Source organism: Brevibacillus brevis NBRC 100599 (genome assembly GCF_000010165.1).
Classification (GTDB): Bacteria; Bacillota; Bacilli; order Brevibacillales; family Brevibacillaceae; genus Brevibacillus; species Brevibacillus brevis_D.
Window position 1 is genome coordinate 4,200,509 of record NC_012491.1, and the last position, 23,274, is coordinate 4,223,782.

Here is a 23,274-nt window from a genome sequence, read left to right on the forward strand (position 1 = left end):
AAACACCACACTCCCTTGACTGTGTACCACCGATTCGGCCTCTACTTGCGGTTCGCTGTATATTTCATAACGAAGGTCGCCGTTATCCTCAGGATAAATCCCGATGTGTACCTGAACAGGCTTGTCTTCCACCACTATCGGTTGCGCCCAGACAACATTTTTCAGCTCCATCGCGAATTGCTCGTCTTCCAACGCTCCCGCTGCTAGATCTGCAGCTGCTCGAGCCATCTCCAGATAAGCAACCCCAGGGAGAATTCTCTTTCCTTTTACAACATGATCCGATAAAAAGAATTCCTGACCATCAAAAGTAGAGCTGAATCTTTGTTCACGGAGATCCGAAGTATTTTGATGCAGCAAAGGATGCAGGGAAGCAGTCAGACCAGGCGTACTTTTTGTGTGAATAGACGTCTGTGTCTTCGGTTTAGGCAGCCAGTAATGCTCTCTGGCAAAAGGATACGCAGGCAAGCTGATCCGACGGGGCTTTTTGTCGTCATAAAGCTTATTCCAGTCCATATTCAAGCCCTTCACCCAGAAATCGAGAAGCTTGGCGAATTTTTTGCGTTGCATCCATTTTTCAATCGCTTCTTGCAACTCTTCATCGCCTGCAAAGATGTCTGCTGTTTCCCTGCTACGCTTTGCCTGACCGCGATAGAGGTCGGCAATGCTGTCATCACCTGCAAGAAAGCTTTGCAACTTCTCTACCAGCTCTGAAAGCGAGCTCACCATCAGGGCCAGGCGTTCTTCCATTGCCTCACGTCCCACTTGGAGCGTATACGCAATATCCACCAAGTCCACATCTGTAAAGGATTGCTTCTCAATCGACGCTAACAGTCTTTGCACTTGTTCGATGAGACGCTCCTTATTCTTTGCCGACAGAACAATGATCGCCGGATTTTGCGGACTGACCGTGATCGACGGGCGTTCCTTAACCGCAGGAATATATTCCTCAATCACAACATGTGCATTGGAGCCTCCTGCACCAAAAGAAGAAATCCCGGCAATTCTCGGGAATTCTCTCAATACTCCATTCACTTCCATTAGCGGTCGTTTCCATTCAACCAGGTCCTGCTGAACGACAAAAGGCGTTTTCGAAAACGGAATATTCGGATTCAGCTCCTTCGCATGAAGGCTTGGGACCAGCTGCTGATGCTTCATTTGCAGCAATATTTTTGCCACTCCTGCTATTCCAGCCGCCGCTTCCAAGTGACCAATATTGGATTTTACAGAACCAATCGCACAATATCCCGTATCCTGCGTATCCTTGCGGAAGGCTTGGATGAGCCCCGAAATTTCAATCGGATCGCCAAGCTCCGTGCCTGTTCCATGCGCTTCGATATAGCTTACGGTCTTGGCATGAACACCTGCCTTATCCAGTGCCTGACGAATCAATTCTCCTTGAGCAGTTGGATTCGGTACCGTATAGCCATTCGTTTTTCCGCCGTGATTCACGCTGGTTCCACGAATCAATCCATAGATATGGTCGCCATCCGCTATTGCCTTCGACAGTGGTTTGAGCAGCACTGTACCTACGCCTTCTCCCGGTACAAAACCGTTTCCGCCTTGCCCAAAGCTTTTGCATTGTCCATCCACGGACAGCATATGCAGTGCTGACAAGAAGACATAGCTGGAAGGATGCAGATACAGATTGACTCCACCAGCAATCGCCAGTTCACAATCGCCGTTATACAGATGCTCGCATGCTTCATGAATCGCGGTGAGCGAAGCGGAGCACATCGTATCAATCGGCATACTCGGACCTTGGAGATTGAGGAAATAGGAAACACGATTCGTCAGTGAGCTAAACGATGTGTGCGGGTAAATCAATTCACCCTGCTTCCATAAATCAGGTCCATACAGGCTGAACCCGGTTTTTGTAATCCCTCCAAACACCCCGACTCGTCGATTGTACTTTTCCGCAAGCTGTTGTCTCGTATAACCTGCATCCTCTAGCACTTCCCAGCACGACTCCATAAACAATCGTTCCTGCGGGTCAAAATGCATCGCTTCCCACGGGGACATATTGAAAAAGAGCGGGTCAAAGTCAGCGAATCCGTCTACAAAGCCTCCCCATTTGCCATAACTTTTTCCTTCTGCCACAGCTTTGTCTGGATCAGGCTCGAAAAAGCCATCCAGTGACCAGCGTTCTTCCGGAATTTCCGTAATGCAATCTTTTCCGGACTTCAGATTCTCCCAATACTCATTCAACGATCGCGCTTTTGGATAACGTCCGCTCATGCCGATAATGGCAATCGGCTCCCGTGCTATCTGCTTTTCTGATTGCACGGCTACACTGCGAGTCGGTTCATGACTGGCTATATCACGTTCGTTTTGCACCAGTGGTGTTGGAGTTTCACGATTGACCGCACGCTGACGATCTAGCCCCGTCCACTTCATGCATTCTGGCAAGTGATCAGCGACGAGAAAATCTGCAAGGGTGTCAAGCGTCTGACATTCATACAGGATGGTCTTGGACAATTCGCTAAAGACATCGCCTAGCTTTTTGTTCAGCTGGATCACCATAATCGAATCAATTCCGTATGTTTCGAACGGTTCATCGACAGCGATTTTACCTGCTCCAAGCCTCGTCTCTTGACCGAACATCATTTTTAGCTGATAGAGCGTTTTCTCTTTTAACACGCCTGTATCGACTGAAAGCTTCGCATCCTGCATCGATGTGGAACCGAGCTGCGACACGGAAGGAGTACCTAGCAGCTGTTCCTTGAGTGTTGGCAGATCGCCTTCGATAACCAGCATCTGCACAGAGCCGGAAGTCACCCCTTGATACAGCGCCTGTATCCCGCTTGCAGTCGGCATAGCTACCATGCCTCTAGTCTCCATGATCTTCTCTGTCGCTTCATCCACACGCATACCGCCCTCTTGCCACAGCGGCCAATTGATGGAGAGTGTTTGGCCTTGACGTTCACCTGCTTTCACCAAATCATGACGATACTTGGCGTATTGATCCATAAAGGCATTGGCAGTAGCATAATCGGCCTGCCCTGCATTACCAAAGCATCCCACGCCAGAAGAGAAGAAAATAAAGAAATCAAGCGCCATATCCTTGCTTGCCTCATCGAGATGCACCAGTCCAGATACTTTCGGCGCCAGCACTTGCGCCACTTCATCCACTGTTTTTCTAATGATAAAACTATCGCGAATGACTCCCGCACTATGAATGATGCCTGTGAGGCTACCAAACTCTTGCTTGATGCCTTGGAGTAAATCTTCTACCGCTTGCTTTTGTGTGATGTCAGCTTGGCGATATTGAATATTGGCTCCCAGTGCTTTCAACTCGCTGTATGTGGCTGTCTTTTCTTTATCCAAGGAAGAACGACCCGTGATAATCACTGTCGCTCCCTTCGTTTGCTGAGCGATTTCCTTGGCAAAAATCATGCCTAATCCGCCTGCACCGCCCGTAATCAGATAAGCGCCATCATCTTTCCATACATGCTCTGGTTGCCCGGAAGCTTTCATTTCTTTCCAGCTGCTCACCCATCGCTTGCCATCCTGATAACGAATATGCTTACTTTTCTCATCGGTGCTGTTTTGTTGCAGCTTATGAACCAATTCCGCTGGATTGTCCTCTGCCTGCACTACAATCAGCTGTCCAATCAGCTTGGGATTCTCCAAGTGCGCCGTTTTCAGCAAACCAGAGAGGGCGGAGAAGCATTGCTGTTCCTCTTTGGTAGGCACAACAAGCTGAAGCAGCACTTTTCCTTTTGGTTTATTGGCAAGGATTCGCTGGATTTCCGTGAATGCCTGGACGGTATAGGCATGGAACCGTTCCGCGATACTTTCCTGCTGCGATTGTGGTTGTAAGACCAGGCAGCGCACTCCGTTCATTTCGGATTCGATACGCTCTTGGAATTCCTCTGTCCATTCACAAAGGATCACGAGATGCTCTGCAAAAGCAGGTGAGTCAGCTTTTTGGCTGATCTCCTGTTCGTTCCAGCACGGTTGGAGTAGCAGGGTTTCTGGAGTTGTTGAAGAGACTGGCGCAATCTGTACAGAAGCCGCTACCGACTCCTTGTACACATTCTCAGGAACCCCGTAGGATTCCTCAGCAAAAGGATAGGTAGGCAGGCTGATGCGACGCGGTTTTGCATCGCTGTACAGGACTTCCCACTCGATATCTAGACCCTTGCTCCACAGCTCGGCTGCTTTTTCTCCATTCCCTTCTGCAAACAGCTTGGTGATTAACTCACGATTAGACCCATTCTTTTTCAATAGGGAGACTTCGTGGCTTGCTTGTCTTGTATTCCCTTTAAAGCTACCCGCTGTTTGTTCCGCTCCACCCAAAAGGTCACTCAGCTTTTGAATGAGTTCCGCTGTATCTTTGACAATAAAAATAGCCCTGCTCTCCATCGCTTCCCTTCCTACCTGGAGAGTATAGGCCAAATCTGCTAGATGGACTCGCTCCTGATTCCCTCTAAGGAAATCAACGAGTTGCTGGGCATATGCCAGAACACGATCATCGTTTTTGGCTGATAACGGCACGAAATAAACGTGATGATTGTTATCATCACTCACGTTGATACGCTTAGCTTCTGTCCCAACCTTCCATTGTTCAAAAATCGCATGAGCATTCGTCCCGCCAAGGCCAAATGAACTTAACGCCGCTCTGTGGGGAACAGGTGCATCCTCCCATTTTTTCAGTGTATCAACCACATAAAACGGCGATTGATCCAAATTGATATTCGGATTCGGCTTTTCATAGTGTAGCGAGGGAGGAATTTCATTATGGTATAAGCTCAATGCTACTTTAATGCAGCCTGCTAACCCTGCGGCTGTATCGAGATGTCCTATATTGGTTTTCACCGATCCAAGTCCGCAGTACTGTTTATTGGATGTGTATTTTGTATAGACTTCATTGAGCGCCGCGAATTCTATTGGATCGCCTAAATAAGTACCCGTTCCATGGGCTTCGATATAGCTAATCGTTTCAGGATGAACCTTGGTGTCCTCTAATACTTGCTGAATCACCTCAGCCTGACCTTTTATACTTGGCGCATAAAATCCGACTTTATCTCCCCCGTCATTGTTGATGCGAATTCCTCTCATGAGGGCATAAATATGATCGCCGTCCTTGATCGCATCGGAAGCTTTTTTGAGGACAACCACGCCGACTCCCTCTCCACCGACCATACCGTCTGCTGACGCATCGAACGTCTTGCAGTGACCATCACTGGAAAAATTCAATCCAGCTTGATAGACATACCCTGAATAAGTCGTAGGGAAAATCGTTGCGCCCCCTACTAAAGCCACCTTCGATTCTCCCGATTGCAGACTGCGATAAGCCAGATGCAAGCCAACCAACGAGGACGAACAATTGGAATGGACGGCAAAGCTCGGTCCCTTCAGCCCCATTTTATGAGAAATCATCGTCGGAATGGTTCCACCTTGTGCTAAAACCCACGAGACATATTCATTGGGGTCTTTCATGACATTCGGTGATTCCTTAGTGAAATGCGGCAAAAGTGCTTGATAATAACTATTGCTCGCCGACATAAATACACCCGTCTGCGGAACCTGCTTTGGTGTATACCCTGCATCCTCCAATGCTTTCCATGAATGGGTCAATAACAGCCGAAACTGCGGGTCCATAAATTCTGCGTCTCTGGCTGAAAGGTGAAAGAATCCCGGATCGAAGTGATCCTTTCCTTCTATGGTGGACTGCACCGGAATAAAGTTCGGATTTTGCAAGTATTCATCAGGCAGGTGTAATTGATCGATTTCCTCATCAGAAAAGAAACGTACGCTTTCTACGCCGTTTCGTAAATTCTCCCAAAACTCTCTATGATTTTTCGCTCCCGGGAAGTGGCAGGAGATTCCAATAATTGCAATGCTATCCTCATAATAATCAGGATATGACTCCTCCGCTTCTCCATCGCTATACGCCGTTGTCTGGTTCGAATTGGCAAAATCCATTTGCTCATCCGATTCATTCTCTTTCCTTGCCGCGATATATTCGCTAATCTCTCGAATATTGACGTACTTAAATAGAGTAGTCACATTTAGATCGCACTGAAACTCTTCCGTCATTTTGGCAACAACCATGGTAGCGAGAATCGAGTCTCCGCCCACATCGAAAAAGCCATCTTCTGGACTGATCCCCTCTACATTCAGCACATCCTGCCAAATTTTCAAAGTCCTTTGCTCTATATCAGATTGCGGAAGGCTCTGCTTCTTCGCCTGTGTGACCACAAGCTTTTGATTTAGCAGCTCTGTGCGATCCACTTTTCCATTAGCGGTTAACGGGATTTTATCCATGGAAATAAAAAATGCCGGGAGCATATACTCTGGCAAATTCTTCCTCAAGTAATCCCGTAATTTTGAAGGCTCAAGCCGTTCATGGTTCGGACCTGCCTTCGGAACATAATAAGCAACCAACCGTTTATGATCTCCCTCTTCTTTCACCAACACGACAACGCTTTGAATCTGTGGATGAGCCATTAGTTGGCTCTCGATCTCACCCAATTCAATCCGAAAGCCTCGAATTTTTACTTGATGATCAATTCGGCCTAAGTACTCAATCGTTCCATCAGGGAGCCAACGTGTTACATCACCTGTTTTATACAGCTTGGTTCCCGGTGTAAACGGGTTATCTACAAACTTCTCTGCGGTCAGCTCCGGGCGATTCAAATACCCGCGAGCCAAGCCTTTTCCTGCAATACAAAGCTCTCCTGGCACACCGACCGGCACGGGATTCATATGGCAATCAACGATGTAGAGTTGCGTATTTGCGACAGGTCTACCAATCGGTGTATTGCTGCTGACCAGTTCATTTTCAGAGCAGGAGAACCATGCCGCATAAATAGAGGCTTCTGTTGGTCCATAAATATTTTCGATCTTCGCCTTTGGAAAAGTCGCAACCGTCCTTTTCACCAACTCTTTTGGAAAGGCTTCTCCTGCAACCATCACATATTTAAGCGGACAATCCTTCAGGAATGGCTGATTCGCTAAAACGCCGTTGACGAAGACATTCAGCATCGCTGGAGCAAAATTGACATGCGTCACGCGTTGCTTCACGATCGATTCCGCTAACATTTCTGGTGACTTCTCGCCATATGGCGGGAGAATGACCAGACGCCCTCTACCAATGAACCAACCAAACAGCTCAGACAACGAAACATCAAACACATAGTTGGTTTTCAGCAAATAAACATCGTTCTCCATAACCGGATAACGAGCTTCCAGGAAAAAGAGGGTGTTGATGATACTTTCATGACTCACCATGACCCCTTTGGGTTTCCCTGTGCTTCCGGATGTATAAATCACATAAGCGAGATTAGTTGGGTTTACTACCCGGTTGAGCGTTGTTTGTCGCTGGGCTGTCTGCTCAACTTCTTCCCAATCCCTGTCTAGCACGATGCATTTCGTACTTTCTCCTGCGGCTGAAGCTACCTTGTCCAAAAGGCGAGCCTGGGTAAGCACCAAAGTGCTCTTGCTGTCTTCTACCATGTATGCCAACCGCTCTGTGGAATAGGTTGGGTCCAATGGAACATAGGCTGCGCCAGCTTTCAGAATGCCTAAAATGCCGATGACCATTTCCAAAGAACGTTCGACACAAATTCCTACTGTAGCTTCCGGGCCTACTCCCTTCGCCTGCAAAAAGATCGCCAGCTTGGTAACCCGCTCATCTAGTTCACGGTAGGTCAACGACTGCTTTTCATAAACAACTGCCACAGCATTTGGCGTTTGTTGAACTCGCTTCTCAAACAAATCATGGATGCACAACGCCTGTGGGAATGCCTCTTCCGTCGCATTCCACTCAACGAGCAGCATGTTTCGTTCTTCCGCAGAAATAAGTGGAATCTCACCCAAAGCGATGTCAGGATTTTTGATGACTGCGTTTGCGATATTTTGATAATGCGCGGCCATCCGTTGTATCGTCGCTTGATCAAATACATGCGGATTGTATTTCAAATTTAGGACAAACTCGGCTTCCTGCTCAAACACCTCTAACTCAAATTCATACTCACCCTCTTGATGAACGCCGTCAATCAATTCGATGGCAAGCTTGTTTTGACATTCATCATAAAAGCGCTGCAAGTTTTGCGATTGCAGAAAATTTTGGTACGTAAAGATGATAGCGAATACGGGTGAATTTCCATGAAGTCGAGGAATATTTGCCTCGCGAACCATCGCTGGAAAAGGATAGACAGCGTGATCCATCCCGTCGATCAGCGTAAGCTGCAATTCCCGAACGAACTGGGAGAAAGACTTTTCCCCCGTTACCTGACTGCGAATGGGAATCATATTGACAAAATAACCAATCAGAGAATCGAATCTCTCTTCTGGACGTCCCATCGTCGGCATTCCGACAATCACATCCGTTTGACCTGTATAGCGATACAATAAGGCTTTAAATATCCCTAACAAAAGAACAGATGGGTTCATACGGTAATGCTTGGAGAGCTGCTTCACCTGCTGACTCACATCTCGTGAAAATACGTGCGTATAAACCTGCCCCTCAAAGCTTGGTGCGGAAGAACGTGGGCGATCGGCAGGAAGCTCCAATTGTGGGAGCGTCCCTGACAATTGCTCCAGCCAGTAAGAACGATGTTCTCCACCTTCCGCACTTGCCATCATGTCCTGTTCCCATTTTACGAAGTCAGCGTAATCCGTTGAATTCAGTGTTACTTTTGGCTGCTTTCCTTCAACCAGCTCGATATAGGTTTGAACCAAATCTCGCAGGATTAACAAGGAGGAATGTCCGTCAAAGATCATATGATGGATCGTAATCAGCACATAATGCTCTTCTTCCGAACGAGACAATAGATGAATGCGAAGTAAAGAACCCTTTTCCAATGAAAAGGGCTCTTTTACTTTTTGTCTGAGATACGGCAAAACATCTTGGGACGTTAGGCTTGAGATGTCCTCCTGCTCAATGGCAAGCAATTGCTCTAGACGTTGAATGAGATACGGAACACCCTGCTTTTCCATAATCGAACGCTGTAAAATCGGATGCTGTTTCCAGACATGGTGGCAGGCCTGTTTAAATAAGGCTACGTCCCATTTCTGGCGGATGCAAAAGCATAACGGAACATTATACGCACTCATCGTAGGGGACATTTTTTGCAACATCCACAATCCTTGCTGCCCGACGGACAGAGGACTTGTAAACGATGGGTTTTCCACCTCCAGAAGCTTCTCTTTGACTTCCGCAGCAGACAGCTTACCTTCTTTGTAAGCCATGAGGATTTCCCGTCGCATCATATTATCCCTCCTTTGTCGATTAACTGTTCGATCTCTTCCAGGCTTAGCAGGCCTTCTTTGAATTTTTGCAACATATCGACTGCGATATTCTCCGTCCGTTCCCCGCTATCCGGAGACATTGTTTCGAAATCTGTCGTGGAAGCGATCTCTTTATGACTGCACTCTTTTATTTTTATCACAAGGAGATGTGCCAAGGACTTCATCGTCGGGTTCTCCAGCACTTCCCGCCCTCTGATCTTGATATTCCAGCGCTGCTCTAAATGACGAATCAGCTTGGTCACCATGATCGAATCCATGCCATAGTCCAAGAAATATTTGTTTGGCTTGATTTGCCCTTCCGAAAGAAGTAATTCCCGTGCGAGAAATTGTGCCATATCCCGCTGGATGTTTTCCTCTGTTGGGCTGTCCCGGTTGATATCAATCGTGAACGTCTCTTTTACCATAGGTGGAGTGACCGTTTCAGTGCCGAGCCAATAGCTCTCTCTGGCAAAAGGATAGGTAGGCAGAGACATCATGCGACGTTCTTCTGGATGCAAGGATTCCCAAGGAATTTTACCTCCCTGCGTCCAATGAAGGGCAAGCTTTTCCAGATTATTTTCTGCTAAAAGAACCTGTAATACGGTATCTCCTACCTTGCCAGAAAACAGATTTCTCACTCCTGCATGGTCTTCTTCGAGGTCTCCTGTATAGATAGGAATCGATGCAGTTGGCTCGCTACCTAGTTCGACCGCTTCCAAATACGCCTGTAATCCATGAACCAGTTCATCTCGATCTTGAACCACCATAGCCAGCCTGCATTCCATGGCCTCTCGTTTCACTTGGAGCGTATAGGCAAAATCCGCTAAGGAAAACGCTTGCTGCTGGGCAAATGCAAGCATCTGCTTCGCAACGGCACGCAATCGCTCCGCATTTTTTGCCGAGAAAACCACGATTTTGGGTGAAGTGTCAGCAGAAATAGATTTCATTTCTTTTTGCACCGGAATATATTCTTCGAGGATCAAATGAGCATTTGACCCGCCTGCTCCAAACGAACTGATCGTCGCTCGGCGCGGAACCTCTCGTTCTTCCCCATTGATTCTTAGTACGGGCCGCTCCCACTTTTGTCGAGCTTTTTGCAGATAAAAAGGCGTTTCTGCAAAATGGATATGCGGGTTCAACGGCTCCGCTTTTATAGAGGGAACCAACTCCTGATGCTGTAGCTGCAAAATTACCTTGGTCAGCTGAGAAATACCAGAAGCTGCTTCGGCGTGACCGATATTCGATTTCACTGACCCAATCGCACAAAATTGAACATCGTCCGTCTGCTTCGAAAAAGCATTTGTTAACGCCTTCAACTCAATCGGATCTCCCAGCAACGAGCCATTAGCGGCGGCTTCCACATAACTGATCGTCCGTGGATCAATGCCCGCTCTCGCAAAATTTTCTTCTATCAATTGCGCTTGTGCGTTGGGATTAGGCACGGAGAATCCATTGGTACGTCCGCCATGATTGGTCGCGGCTGATTTGATAACGGCTAAGATGGAATCTCCATCTTCCACCGCTTTGGCTAAAGGCTTCAATAGTACAGCGCCTACGCCTTCTGCTGGCAAATATCCGTCTCCATCACCAAAGCTTCTGCTGTCTACGTGGCTTCCAATCATTTGGGCCTGACTTAAGCCTAGGTATTTCTTAGGATGGATCGAAACATTCACGCCACCCGCGATGGCAAGCGTGCTTTCACCTTTTAACAAACTTTCGCAGGCATGGTAAATGGCAATGGCAGATGAAGAACATGCTGTATCAATCGCCATGCTTGGACCTTGCAGATTAAAAAAGTAAGAGACTCGGTTGGCAATCGAATGGTAGGAAGACAGGGAAATGATCGAGCTCTTTTCCATATCCGTATCAAATGCGTGATACGGCTGATACATCGCCCCTACATAGACGCCGACTTTATTCTCATATTGACTCTGTAATACCTCTCGCGTGTGTCCTGCCTCTTCAAGCAGATTCCACACGGTTTCCAGGAAAAGGCGTTCTTGAGGGTCCATCATTTCCGCTTCCCGCGGAGAAATATGGAAGAACAGCGGATCAAATTGATCGACACCATCTATGAAGCCGCCCCATTTGCTGTATGCTTTTCCTTGGCTGTTCCGAGCCTCGTCAAAAAACAGGCTGTGATCCCAGCGCTCTTGCGGAATTTCTGTAATGCAATCCTTGCCGTCCCGCAAGTTGTTCCAGAATTCTTGTATAGTGGAAGCCTGCGGATAACGACCAGAAATACCGATGACCGCAATGTCTAGGTCAGATGTCGTTTGTTTATTTGCCTGCTCACGCGTAACAAATCGTGAGAAACGACGGCGCTGGGCTGTTATGGAGTCAGCAGTAGGCAGAGCATTAGGAACATTCTCTCCTGTACTTGTCTCTGCGGTTTTCCCAGTCCCCATGATTTCGATGATTTTGTCTCGATGATGAGCTACAAGATAGCCTGTCAAATCCTCGATGTTTTGGTATTCATAGAGCAACGTTTTCGACAGCGAACCGAACACTTTTTCCAATTGATTGGTCAATTGCATCGCCATAACCGAGTCGATCCCGTATTTCTCCAGTGGGGCTTCCTCATCGATTTTATAGGCAGGGAGCTTGATAACAGCAGAAACTTCTTTTTTCAGATATTCCCTTACTTTTGCCCGAAGCACATCTTGTTGCCCACCGGAAATTGGCTGTTCCTTCTCTGCTGGGTGGAACGATTGTATGAACCGATCCTGGTATGCTTCCAACAAGTATTGCGAGACAGTAAAAAGCGTCGGGTACTCTACCAATACAGGTGGAGTAAGCTCAAGCTGATAGGCTTGATTCAGCTTGTTTGTAAATTCGGTTAGCTTAATCTGGTCAAAGCCGTACTCATGGAGCTCCGCGTAGATATCTATATCCTCTTTCTCCACCTTGAGCATATCAGCGACCATTTTCCGCAAAGACGCTTGAACCTCACTTTGCAAGCTGTTCGAATGAGCTGTTGCGGTCACGGAGGTTGCCGTTGCTCCCATCAGCCTCTGCTTCATCCGTACACGATCACCTTCCATGACCATCAACTGATCTTGTCCCGAAGCTAACCCCTGATACAAGCAGTTGATACCCGAAGCTGTCTGCATTGCAACCATGCCAAGATCGTCCCACAATCTCTTTTCTGTCTCTTCGCCTACCTGCATTCCACCCTCTTTCCACAGAGGCCAATTGATGGAGATGGTCTGCCCCCGCCGTTTACCTAGCGCGATCTGCTCGTTGCGGTAAGCAGAGTAGTTATCCATAAAGGCGTTGGCCGTCGCATAATCTGCTTGGCCCATATTGCCTAAGCCTCCAGCGGCTGAAGAAAAGAGGACAAAGAAATCCAAATTCAGTCCCTTAGTCGCTTCGTCTACATGAAGGAGTCCCGCAACCTTTGGCGCGAGAACTGCTTGTACTTCTGCTTTTGTTTTTTTCAGGATAAAGTTGTCGCTAGTCACGCCCGCCCCGTGAATGATCCCGTGAAGATCACCAAAGTCTGCTTGGATTCTTTGGATCAAATCCTCCACGGCCTGTTTCTGAGTGACATCCACTTGGCGATATTCGACTCTGTTTCCGTTGTCCGCAAGCTTGTGAAGCTGTGCTTGCTTCTCCTCAGTCAGCGCAGAGCGTCCCGTCAAAATCAAGGTGATGCCACGGGCTTTCCCCGCCATCTCTTCGGCAAAAAGAAGTCCCAAGCCACCTGCTCCCCCTGTGATCAAATAAATCCCGTTGTCTTTCCACGGCATACTGACTTCAACCTGGGGAGCAACCTCACTCCATCCCGCTATATATCTTTTCCCTAACTGATAGCGAATCTGGCTGTCTGTAGGGCAAAGGCAGTTTGCTCTCAACTGCTCCGCTAATTCCACTGAATCTTCTGTTAAATTAATCTCAATCAACTGTCCGATTACTTTCGGGTTTTCGATCTGTGCGGTTTTCAACAGACCAGCTAATCCAGCAAACAGTCGTTGTTCCGTTTCCAAAGGAACTACAATCTGAATCAGTATTTTCCCCTTTGGTTTTGCTTGAAGAAGGGTTTTTATTTCTTCAAACGCCTGAACAGCATACGCTTGGAATCTTTCCGCTATGCCGTGCTGATCCGATTGCAACACGAGGACTCTCGCACCGTTTATCTGAGATGAAAGGCTTTCCGATGAAATCTTCCCTGGTTCGCAAAGCATCACCACATGCTGTTCATATTCAAGAGCTTTGGCTTCCTTGGGAATGCCTTTTTCGATCCAAACAGGCTGCAGCATCAACGTACTAGTGATTTTGCCTGCTTCACCTGTACCCTTGTTTTTTGCAACCCCGGCAGCTTTTTCACCTTCGAGCACCCTCGTTGTGAATCCCTTCATGCTAACGCAAATCGTGCCTTGCTCATCACACAAATCAATGTCGAGCTTCTGTACTTTTTGCGTAGTTGCATTGCCGTCACTGTATCGAACTAACGCCCATGCAGCAGCTGTAGAAGCACTGTAAATGTTCAATTCCTCCAAGGCAAAAGGCAGGGATGGCTGAAGATCGGAAGTGCCCATCATGAAACCGAGCGATGCCTGTAATGCGGCGTCCATCACACTCGGATGAAGGACAAATTTTTCTGCTGTACCCGTAACAGAAGAAGGCAAAACAAGCTTCGCCAGCACTTGATCTGGCCCGACAAACAGCTTCTCAATCCCTTGGTGTGATGGACCGTATGCTAGTCCTATCCTATGGAACGTTTCGTAGCATTGGCTAAAGCTGTAACTGCTCTCTGTGCACTGAGCTTGAATGGCGGAAAGGTCGAGCGCTGGCGCCTCCATAGCTGATCGTAGTACTGCTCTACCCTGGCTATGTACTACTAGACTCTCCTCGGCTTCTCTTGGGTGGCTATAGATTTCAAAAGTGATTTCACCATTCTCTTCGGGGTATAGCCCCTTGTGTACTTGGATGGGGGCATCTTCCACGATAACTGGTTTCGCCCACACGATATTTTTCAGTTGAATCGCCGAGTGGTTATCCGTTCGGACACCTGCTGCCATATCCACAGCCACTCGTGCCATCTCCAGATAAGCTACCCCAGGCAAGACCTTTTGTCCGTTCACGACATGATCTCTAAGGAAAAACTCCTGCCCTGTAAACGTCGAGCTGTACCGTTGTTCCGATAGTGTAGACGTATTTTGATGCAGCAAGGGATGCAGGTAAGCCGGCTCCCCTGCGGTCAAACCAATGGCTTGTGACTCCACCTTAGGCAGCCAATAGCGCTCTCTTGCAAAAGGATAAGCAGGTAAGCTGATTCGACGAGGCTTCGTATCACCGTAGAGTTTGTTCCAGTCAAAAATCAGTCCCTGTACCCACATCTGCAAAATCTTTGCGTATTTCCCTTTGGTGATCCATGTATCGATTGCCTGTTGTAAATCCTCATCTGCGGCAAAAACATCCATCGTTTCTTTATTCCGCTTTACTTGACCCGTGAACAGGTCTGGGCTATCAGCCTCATCTTTCAGATAATACGTTAGCTTTGCTTCAAGCTCGGAGATCGACTTGACGATCACAGCGAACCGCTCTTCCATCGCTTCACGTCCTACTTGGAGCGTGTAGGCAATCTCAGCTAGATCGTTGTCCGTCAACACTTGCTCCCGAATAGCAGACAACAACCGCTGCACCTGCTCCCGGAGACGGTCTTTATTCTTCGCTGACAGTACGATGACAGCTGGATTTTTTGACGAGATGCTGCTTGGTGGGCGGTGTTCCGCTTCGATATATTCTTCTATGACGAGGTGAGCATTTGCCCCTCCCGCCCCAAAGGAGGATATCCCCGCAATTCTTGCATATTCTCTGGTTACTCCATCGATTTCAATGACGGGTCGCTTCCATTCCGCCAGCTCTTGCTGCACCACAAATGGAGTCTTGCTGAAATCAATGTTTGGATTAAGTGTGCGGGAATGCAAGGACGGAACTAACCTCTTGTATTTCATTTGCAGCAATATTTTGGTTAACCCTGCGATCCCTGCCGCACTCTCGCCATGTCCGATATTTGACTTGGCCGAACCAATCGCGCAGAACTGATTCTCCTTCGTGTATTCCTGAAAGGTCTTCGTCAATCCGGCAATTTCAATGGGATCCCCCAAGGAAGTCCCTGTACCATGTGCCTCTATATAGCTGACCGTTCTCGGATGAATTCCTGCTTCTTCAAAAGCTCGGCGAATCACCCTTGATTGGGAATGAGGATTGGGAACCGTATAGCCGTTTGTTTTTCCACCATGATTAATGGCGCTTCCTTTGATCACACCATAGATGTGGTCTCCATCAGCGATTGCTCTTGCCAGAGGTTTGAGCAATACGGCTCCGACTCCTTCGCCAGGTACATAGCCGTCGCCACCTTCCCCAAAGCTTTCGCATCGTCCTTTGCTGGAGGCGAACTTGCCCTGCGACAAATACAGATATTTATTTGGATGAATAGAAACATTCACACCACCTGCAATCGCAACCTCACATTCGCCGCGCTGTAAGCTGTGACACGCTAAATGAATACCTGTCAACGAAGATGAACACATCGTATCGACCGCCATACTCGGACCGTGGAAATTGCAAAAATAGGATACGCGATTCGCAATGGAAGCTGGACTCCCCGCAATCGCAAGCGCTCTGCCCAACGCCTGTTCAGCGGACGCATAGAGCTGATATTCCTCGTACATAACGCCTACGTAAACACCTACATTGCCTCCCAAGCCTTCGTGCTTGCCCAGCGTTTCGCGCGTATACCCTGCATCCTCTATCGTTTCATAGACACACTGTAAAAATAACCGCTCCTGCGGGTCCATCAGCTCTGCTTCCCGTGGGGAAATATGGAAGAACAGCGGATCAAATTGATCAACACCATCTATGAAGCCGCCCCATTTAGAATACGATTTACCGAGCTTGTCCTTCGCTTCATCAAAGTACAGACTGTGATCCCAACGGTCTTTTGGGATTTCGGTAATACAATCCTTGCCATCACGTAGATTTTTCCAAAAATCATGGATATTCCTTGCTTGCGGATAACGTCCGGATATCCCAATAATGGCAATGTCCAACGCCCCTTTTGGTGGCTGGGTTTCCATACGCAGGGACGCGAATCGTTGAGACTTGCGTTTTTTGCTCCTGCGCTCTGTCTGTGCTTTCACCTCGTCCACCATCGTTGCTTCTGACTCTTGCGTGAGAGAGGCTTCCGCATTTTCCCTCATCCCCAGGATGTGCATCAGATTTTCACGGTAGTTTTCAAGAAAATACCCGGTTAATTCTTTTATCGTTTGGTATTCAAAAAATAACGTTTTTGGTAACGAACCAAATTGCTTTTCCAGCTCCTTGGTCATCTGCATAGCCACAATGGAATCGACACCGTACTTTTCTAACGAGGCGTCTGCTTCCATTTTATTTGCTGGCAATTTGATCACGGAGGAAAGCAGCTTTTTAAAATAAGGGGTTGCCTGTTCCATCAGTGAGGAGGAATCTATTGCCTTCTCCTCTTCGAGAGGAACGGAAGCTTTTGGCACTTCTACTTCTGATCTAACAGATACATTTGCAATCTTGCGCGTAGAAAAGCCCTTCATCCGCACCTGGACATTCCCGTTCTCGTCACACAAATCGATATCAAACTTCTCCACTCTGTCTCCAGCCTTACTGCCTTCCCTGTAGCGAATGAGTGCCCACATGGAAGAGGAGCAATCACCTACGATCACCATTTCTTCAAGAGCAAAGGGAAGGATCAGCGAAAAATCACTGGTTGCCATCATCAAGCCAAGTGACGACTGTAGAGCTGCGTCGAGCAAACTCGGATGCAGACCAAATTGGCCTTGAGTCTTCACCACGGAAGAAGGCAGAGACAGCTTCGCGAGCACCTGCTCCTGACCAATCAAAATCTGCTCGATCCCACGATGTGCAGGCCCATAGTCGACTCCCATCTTTTTGAAAGCGTCATAGCATTGTTCCGCACTGAGTGTGCGTAGGCTGCACTGTTCCTGCAATACGGAGAGATCGAATGATGGAATATCTGGAATGGAACACAACACGGCACTTCCTTGACTGTGTACAATCTCCGTCGTTTGATCTCGGTCTTGCTTGCTATCGCTGTAAATTTCAAAAACAATCTCACCATTCGCCTCAGGATAGAGTTCGATATGTGCCTGAACGGGCTCTGGCCCAACAGCCAAAGGTTGCGTCCAGACCACATTTTTGAAACGGAGTCCTTCTAGTTCTCGCTCCGAATCAAGCCCTCCCGTCGCCTGCTGTATCGCTGCCCGTGCCATCTCCAGATAAGCCGCACTCGGCAAGACACGTTGCCCCTTAATGACATGGTCACTCAGGAAAAACTCCTGGCCCGTAAACATGGAGCTAAACCGCTGCTCCATGAAATCGGATGTATTTTGGTGTAAGAAAGGATGAATCACACCCACACCTGTGCTGCTGCTAACAGACCTGGCGTGGGTCCAATAGGATTCCTTGGCAAAAGGATACGTCGGTAAACTGATACGACCCGGTTGCTCTTCCTGGTAAAGCTTGTTCCAATCGATAGATAAGCCCTTCACCCACAGGTCGAGAAGCTTGCTGTACTTTCCGCGTTCCATCCATCTCGCAATCGTTTCTTCTAATTCATCATCGGACGTCAAAATATCCAGCATTTCCTGATTTCGGTTTACCTGACCACGATACAAATCAGCAATGTGCTCTTGTCCTTTTACATAGGCTGTTAGTTTTTGTTGCAGCTCCTTCATAGTGCCTGCGATGACAGCAATGCGCTCTTCCATGGCTACACGTCCTACCTGAAGCGTGTACGCCATGTCTGCTAAGTGCTCATCAGACAAGGAGTGTTCCTGGATAAAAGCTAACAACTGCTGAACAATCTCATACAGCCTCTCCGCATTCTTTGCTGACAAAACAAAAATAGCGGGGTTCTGAGGTGTGATTTTCAGACTGGATTGCTTTTGCTCTTCCGGAATATATTCTTCAATAATCACATGGGCATTGCTTCCCCCTGCACCAAATGAGGAAATCCCTGCAATTCGTGGATATTCATTGGTTGTGCCATTGATCTCTACAATCGGTCGTCTCCATTCTGCCAACTCTTGCTGAACCACAAACGGCGTCTTGGTGAAGTCAATATTGGGATTGAGCGTACGGGAATGTAAGGATGGCACTAATTGCGCGTGCTTCAGCTGCAATAATATTTTCGTAACGCCAGCAATCCCTGCCGCACTTTCACAATGTCCAATATTCGACTTCGCTGATCCCAATGCACAGAACTGTTTGTCTTGGGTGTCTTTTTCAAAGGCGCGAGTAAGTCCAGCAACCTCGATCGGGTCTCCCAGCTCCGTTCCTGTTCCATGTGCTTCCAGATAACTGACCGTTCTTGCATGTACGTTGGCGCGTTGTAGGGCATCCGCCACTAACTGCGCCTGCGCCTGCGGATTCGGGACGGTATAGCCATTCGTTTTCCCACCGGCATTCATCATGCTTCCTTTGATGACTCCGTAAATATGGTCACCATCGGCTATCGCCTTATCCAAGGGCTTCAAGACGATTGCGCCCACACCCTCTCCATCCACAAAGCCGTCTGCTTGATCGCCGAAGGACTTGCATTGATTCGAAGGAGAGAGCATCGTCAAAGCTGACAATTTCATGTAGTGGACGGGATCGACAATGAGATTGACTCCCCCTGCGATTGCACACTCGCTTGTGCCGCTGTACAAGCTTTCCAAGGCGAAATGAATCGCGGTGAGAGAAGCGGAGCAAGCCGTATCTACCGCCACGCTCGGACCTTGAAAGTTTAATAGATAAGAGAGGCGATTCGCGATCGACCAATAAGTGGCTCCCGTTGGGTAATTGCCATTCATCACGCCGACAAAAACGCCTACTTTTCTGCTTTCACACAGAGTTGTAGGCGTATATCCAGCATCCTCAATACTCGCATAGGCTTCTTGTAAAAATAACCGTTCTTGCGGGTCCATCTCCTCGGCTTCTTTTGGAGAGATTTGAAAAAATAAGGGATCGAATTTATCCATATCATCGATAAATCCACCCCATTTTGTATACATCGATTCCTTTTTCCCTTTTTCTTCGTCAAAAAAGCTCTGCCAATCCCAGCGATCCTTAGGGATTTCAGAAATGCAGTTTTTCCCCTCTTTTAAACGATTCCAGAATTCATCCACATTTTTCGCCTGCGGATAACGCCCGGAAAGACCGATGATCGCCACATCCCGCACCACCGATGAAGGCGAAATGGATTCCTTTCTTTCTTGTTCCCGAACGGATAAAAAGCGTCTCGTGCTTCTCACGGGAAGATCGGTGTACGCCGTTGAAGCAGCGACGGGCAATGCTTCCTCAACTGCTTCTTGTGCTTCTACTCCTATTACCTTGATCAACGCTTCCTTTTGCGTCTCGATGAGATACTCTACCAAGGCATCAATCGTTTGATACTCGAAAAAAATCGTACTGCTCATATTCGCAAAATCTTTGCGAAGCGAATTAGTCAATTGCACAACCAGAATCGAATCAATCCCATATTGCTCGAATGGCGCAGATGATTTTATCTGGTGGGTCGGAATTCTAAGCGTTTCACCCATTAACGTTTTGATGTAAGCCGTGCTTTTTTCGCGAAGTAATTCCTCCGTGACTCTGCCTGACTTTTTCGCTGGTGTCGTGCGTACAGGCACTTGTTTTTGGAGTGGCATCGCCTTCAGCTTTGAGGCTTGCTTTTTTGCAGGCGAATACGCAACTGTTACCGCCGATTGCCTCGGTTGGCTGTTGCGACGAATCACCCCATCGCTTTCTGCCACAATAATTTGTTGGCATAAATCCAGCTGGTCTTCTGCTGGCAAGAAAACAGATTGGTATCCTGCCTTTTTCAACGCCTTTTGCCATGTTTCAACCGTTAACAGGGGGCAGCCAGGAATCCGCCATTCTGGATCATCATAGCGCCACCAGCCATCCAGCAAGCCAAACGTCAAGTGAGCAAACAAGGTATTGCTCGTTAATTCATTCAGAATCAGCAAGCCATTTTTCTGTAACGTTGTTTTGGCGTGGAGCAAGGTTTGGCTAATATTTTTTGTCGCATGCAGTACATTTGTGGCAATCACGAGATCATAGGTGTCCGCAGCGATCCCCTGCTCCTCAACAGGCTTTTCCACGTTAAAAATCCGATACGTGAGATATGGATTTTCTGCTCCATATTCTTTTTCGGCGTGAAGCAAAAAGGCTTGCGAAAGATCGGTATAACAATATTCCTCGATATGCTTCTGAAAGGGCTTTAGCCTTGGCAGTACGATCGCACTCGTTCCACCTGTACCTGCCCCGATTTCCAAAATGCGAATCCGAGCAGAAGGATCTTGCTCCGTACGCAGCTTCACATAGGTAACAATCGTATTGGCGAGCACTTCGTTAAAGTAGTCCGCAACCTCATTGTGTTTATAAATCCCTTCCACCAGTTCCATCGAGGAATTCGGGAACATGATCTCTGTAGCTGGAATCTTTCCTAACAAAATATCTGGCAGTACGCGCATGGTTGCCTCTACCAGAATCACCTGCGCTTTACTATTCGGATCGTTCAGCCATGCTGTTTTTTCTTCCTCCCATTTTTCCCATGCGGTTTCGAGATTGATAGGGGTAGTATCGTTTGCGATGAGTGACTCTCCATCGTACGCAAGATACTGGTTTTGTACGAGAACGGCTATGCTTTCCTCCAGCCATTTGCCGTACCTGTCATGCAATTTGGCTTTGAGTTCTCCTATCGTCTGGTTTTTTACCGTGAACAGCCCGATTGACTGTAATTGACCATAGAGTAGTTCACTGAGAAGCTTATCCATTGTATTCATTTATAAGCCTCCATTTCAGATTGTCTGCGTTGAGACGAAAACTCTAGTTTGGGCATCTCATTCTTTACACGTTCGATGTGGGATACTAGCTTTTCAGGATAGATGTAAATGGATTTATCCGGATTTACTTTAACCAAGGCCTGTGATTTCGTTGTTTTCACCAAAGCGACTTGATTGATCGGTCCTGCAAGCAGGTTTTCCAAAGCCGCCATCGCTTCACGAGGTTCAATGGAGCCTAATCCTGCCTGTGCCATCCTCTCCTGATAATCCTTGGTGGCAACAATGCCCACGTTCGCCCAGTATCCCCAATTCATTACCTTCACTGCACTAAGGCTATGCAACGATAGCTGGTGCGCGAATATATCCTTAAACGTACAACCTGACGCATAATTGCTTTGTCCAGGCGACTTGGTAAATGAATTGATCGATGAAAAGAACATGACAAAATCCAACGGCTCCCGATCAAATACTTGAGCAATCCGCACACTTACATCTACCTTTGCCGAAAGCCCCGCACGGAAGCGCTCCTCGTCCATATTCGCGAGACTTTTATCTAGCAGAACAATTGCGGAATGAATGACTCCGTTCACTTGTTTATATCTTTTTTTGATTTCTTCATAAGCAAAATACAAGGACTTGCGATTCGTCGCATCCGCCGCGATATAGACAGGAGCAGGTCCGAGCTTTGCAAGTCGATCCACTTTGGCTTGGATCTCTGCATTTTTTTCTCGGCGTCCAATCCAGATGATTTGGGCTTGATAGGTGCTGATCATGTACTCGCTCCAGACATCGCCAATACCGCCAGCGCCTCCGATCACCACATAGACTCCCCCCTGCCTGCAGGAAGCCTGTTCCCTTTCCATTTGACGCAAGGGAATTAATTCCTGACGATACCATTTCCCTCCGCGATAAACCGTTGCATTCCCCTCAGCATCTGGCGGAAGTGTGAAAACATCCTCTATAGGCCAAGCACGACCCGCTTCCAGATCAACCAGTCGGATACGCCAGTTCGTGTATTCTTTTGCCATCGAACCAACTAAACCGTAAAGACTGGCATGAATAGGGTTCACCACATCGTTCGGATGAATCGGTTGAGTCTGGAAGGTTACGAGACTCCATCCTAGCTCCTTGGTATCGTAGCCCAGCTTGAGCAGCGCTTTTAGCAAACGAAATACATGAAATACACCGCGCTCCTGCTCGATGATCAGGGCCTCTTCTGCGAGGTATTCCAAATCAATCCATGGCGCCATCCAGATGATATGATCAATCGAACCAATCTGCTCCAGCTTCACAGCTAGTTCATCTATACTTTCTGCAGGCGTAATCTCCATAACAGCTGCCTGCGGATAGCGTTGTTGAACAAGGCTTCGGTTCTCGTCATCTGCACAAACAATCAGAATACGATCGCTTGCAAGTGGCGTTTCCGAACCATGAGCGACTACAACCTCTTCCCAAACAGGACTCAGCAGCATGGTTCCAATCAGCGATTCGCTTGCGGTCTCAACTGCCCCTTTTGCTGCTGTACGATCTGTTTGGATCTCTCTTTCCAATACCCGAGATGTAAATCCCTTCATCCGTACACAAATTGTTCCTATGTCGTCACATAGGTCGATATCGTATTTTTCTACCTTATTCCCTGCTTGGCTACCGTCGCTGTAGCGCACGTATGCCCACATTTCAGAGGTGCACGGGCGGATGATTTCCATTTCCTCCAGGGCAAAAGGCATCACTGGCTTGCGTTTTGCCAAACTGTCAGACGACATCACGTGACGAGAAGAAAGTGTCAACTCCACAGATGCCTGCAACGCTGAATCCATCAAGCTTGGATGCAAGACAAACTGATCCACTGACCCGGTGACCGATAACGGTAAAATCAGCTTTGCCAAGACTTGTCCAGGCCCGACATATACCTTGTCTATTCCTTTATGTCCGGATCCATAATCAATTTGAATCGCACTGAAGAACTCATAGAATTCCTCGGATGAAATCACCTGCTCGCTGCACTGCTCTTGCAAAACGGGTAAATCAAGCATGTGCAACTCTGAGCGAGGAGTAAGCACAGCATTACCTTGACTGTGTACCACGATCTCGGCATCACTGCCCTCTGCCTCGCTATAAATTTGGTAGGATACCTCACCATCTTCTTCGAGTACGAGGCCCGTATGTACCCGAACAGGCTGATCGCCTACAACGATCGGACGAGCCC

General features: G+C 47.8%; 3 protein-coding genes (2 of these 3 only partly in view). All 3 read right to left on the reverse strand.

What is annotated here, in order from left to right; all coding sequences use genetic code 11:
• Tightly spaced (each overlapping or abutting the next), the 3 genes in view from BBR47_RS19950 to BBR47_RS19960 form a layout consistent with a single transcriptional unit that may run on beyond the window.
• Positions 1 to 9,219, reverse strand: the beginning of a protein-coding gene (locus BBR47_RS19950; RefSeq protein WP_041749535.1) for a non-ribosomal peptide synthetase. The gene continues 12,225 nt to the left of window position 1, outside the view; the window shows 9,219 of its 21,444 coding nt (coding positions 1-9,219); the start codon lies at positions 9,217 to 9,219; its stop codon lies beyond the left edge, outside the window.
• Entirely contained in the window at positions 9,216 to 21,068 is an 11,853-nt protein-coding gene (locus tag BBR47_RS19955; protein ID WP_015892240.1) for an SDR family NAD(P)-dependent oxidoreductase, read from the reverse strand. Before BBR47_RS19955 ends, BBR47_RS19950 begins: the two co-directional genes overlap by 4 nt.
• On the reverse strand, positions 21,065 to 23,274 hold the 3' portion of the coding sequence (locus BBR47_RS19960) for an SDR family NAD(P)-dependent oxidoreductase (RefSeq protein WP_015892241.1). Its footprint extends 6,004 nt past the window's final position; only the last 2,210 of its 8,214 coding nucleotides appear in the window; its start codon lies off the right edge, out of view; it ends in the stop codon at positions 21,065 to 21,067. Before BBR47_RS19960 ends, BBR47_RS19955 begins: the two co-directional genes overlap by 4 nt.

Excerpts from the sequence above, each read along its gene's own strand:
- BBR47_RS19955 (WP_015892240.1), bottom strand. The coding sequence starts at position 21,068 with ATGAATACAATGGATAAGCTTCTCAGTGAACTACTCTATGGTCAATTA.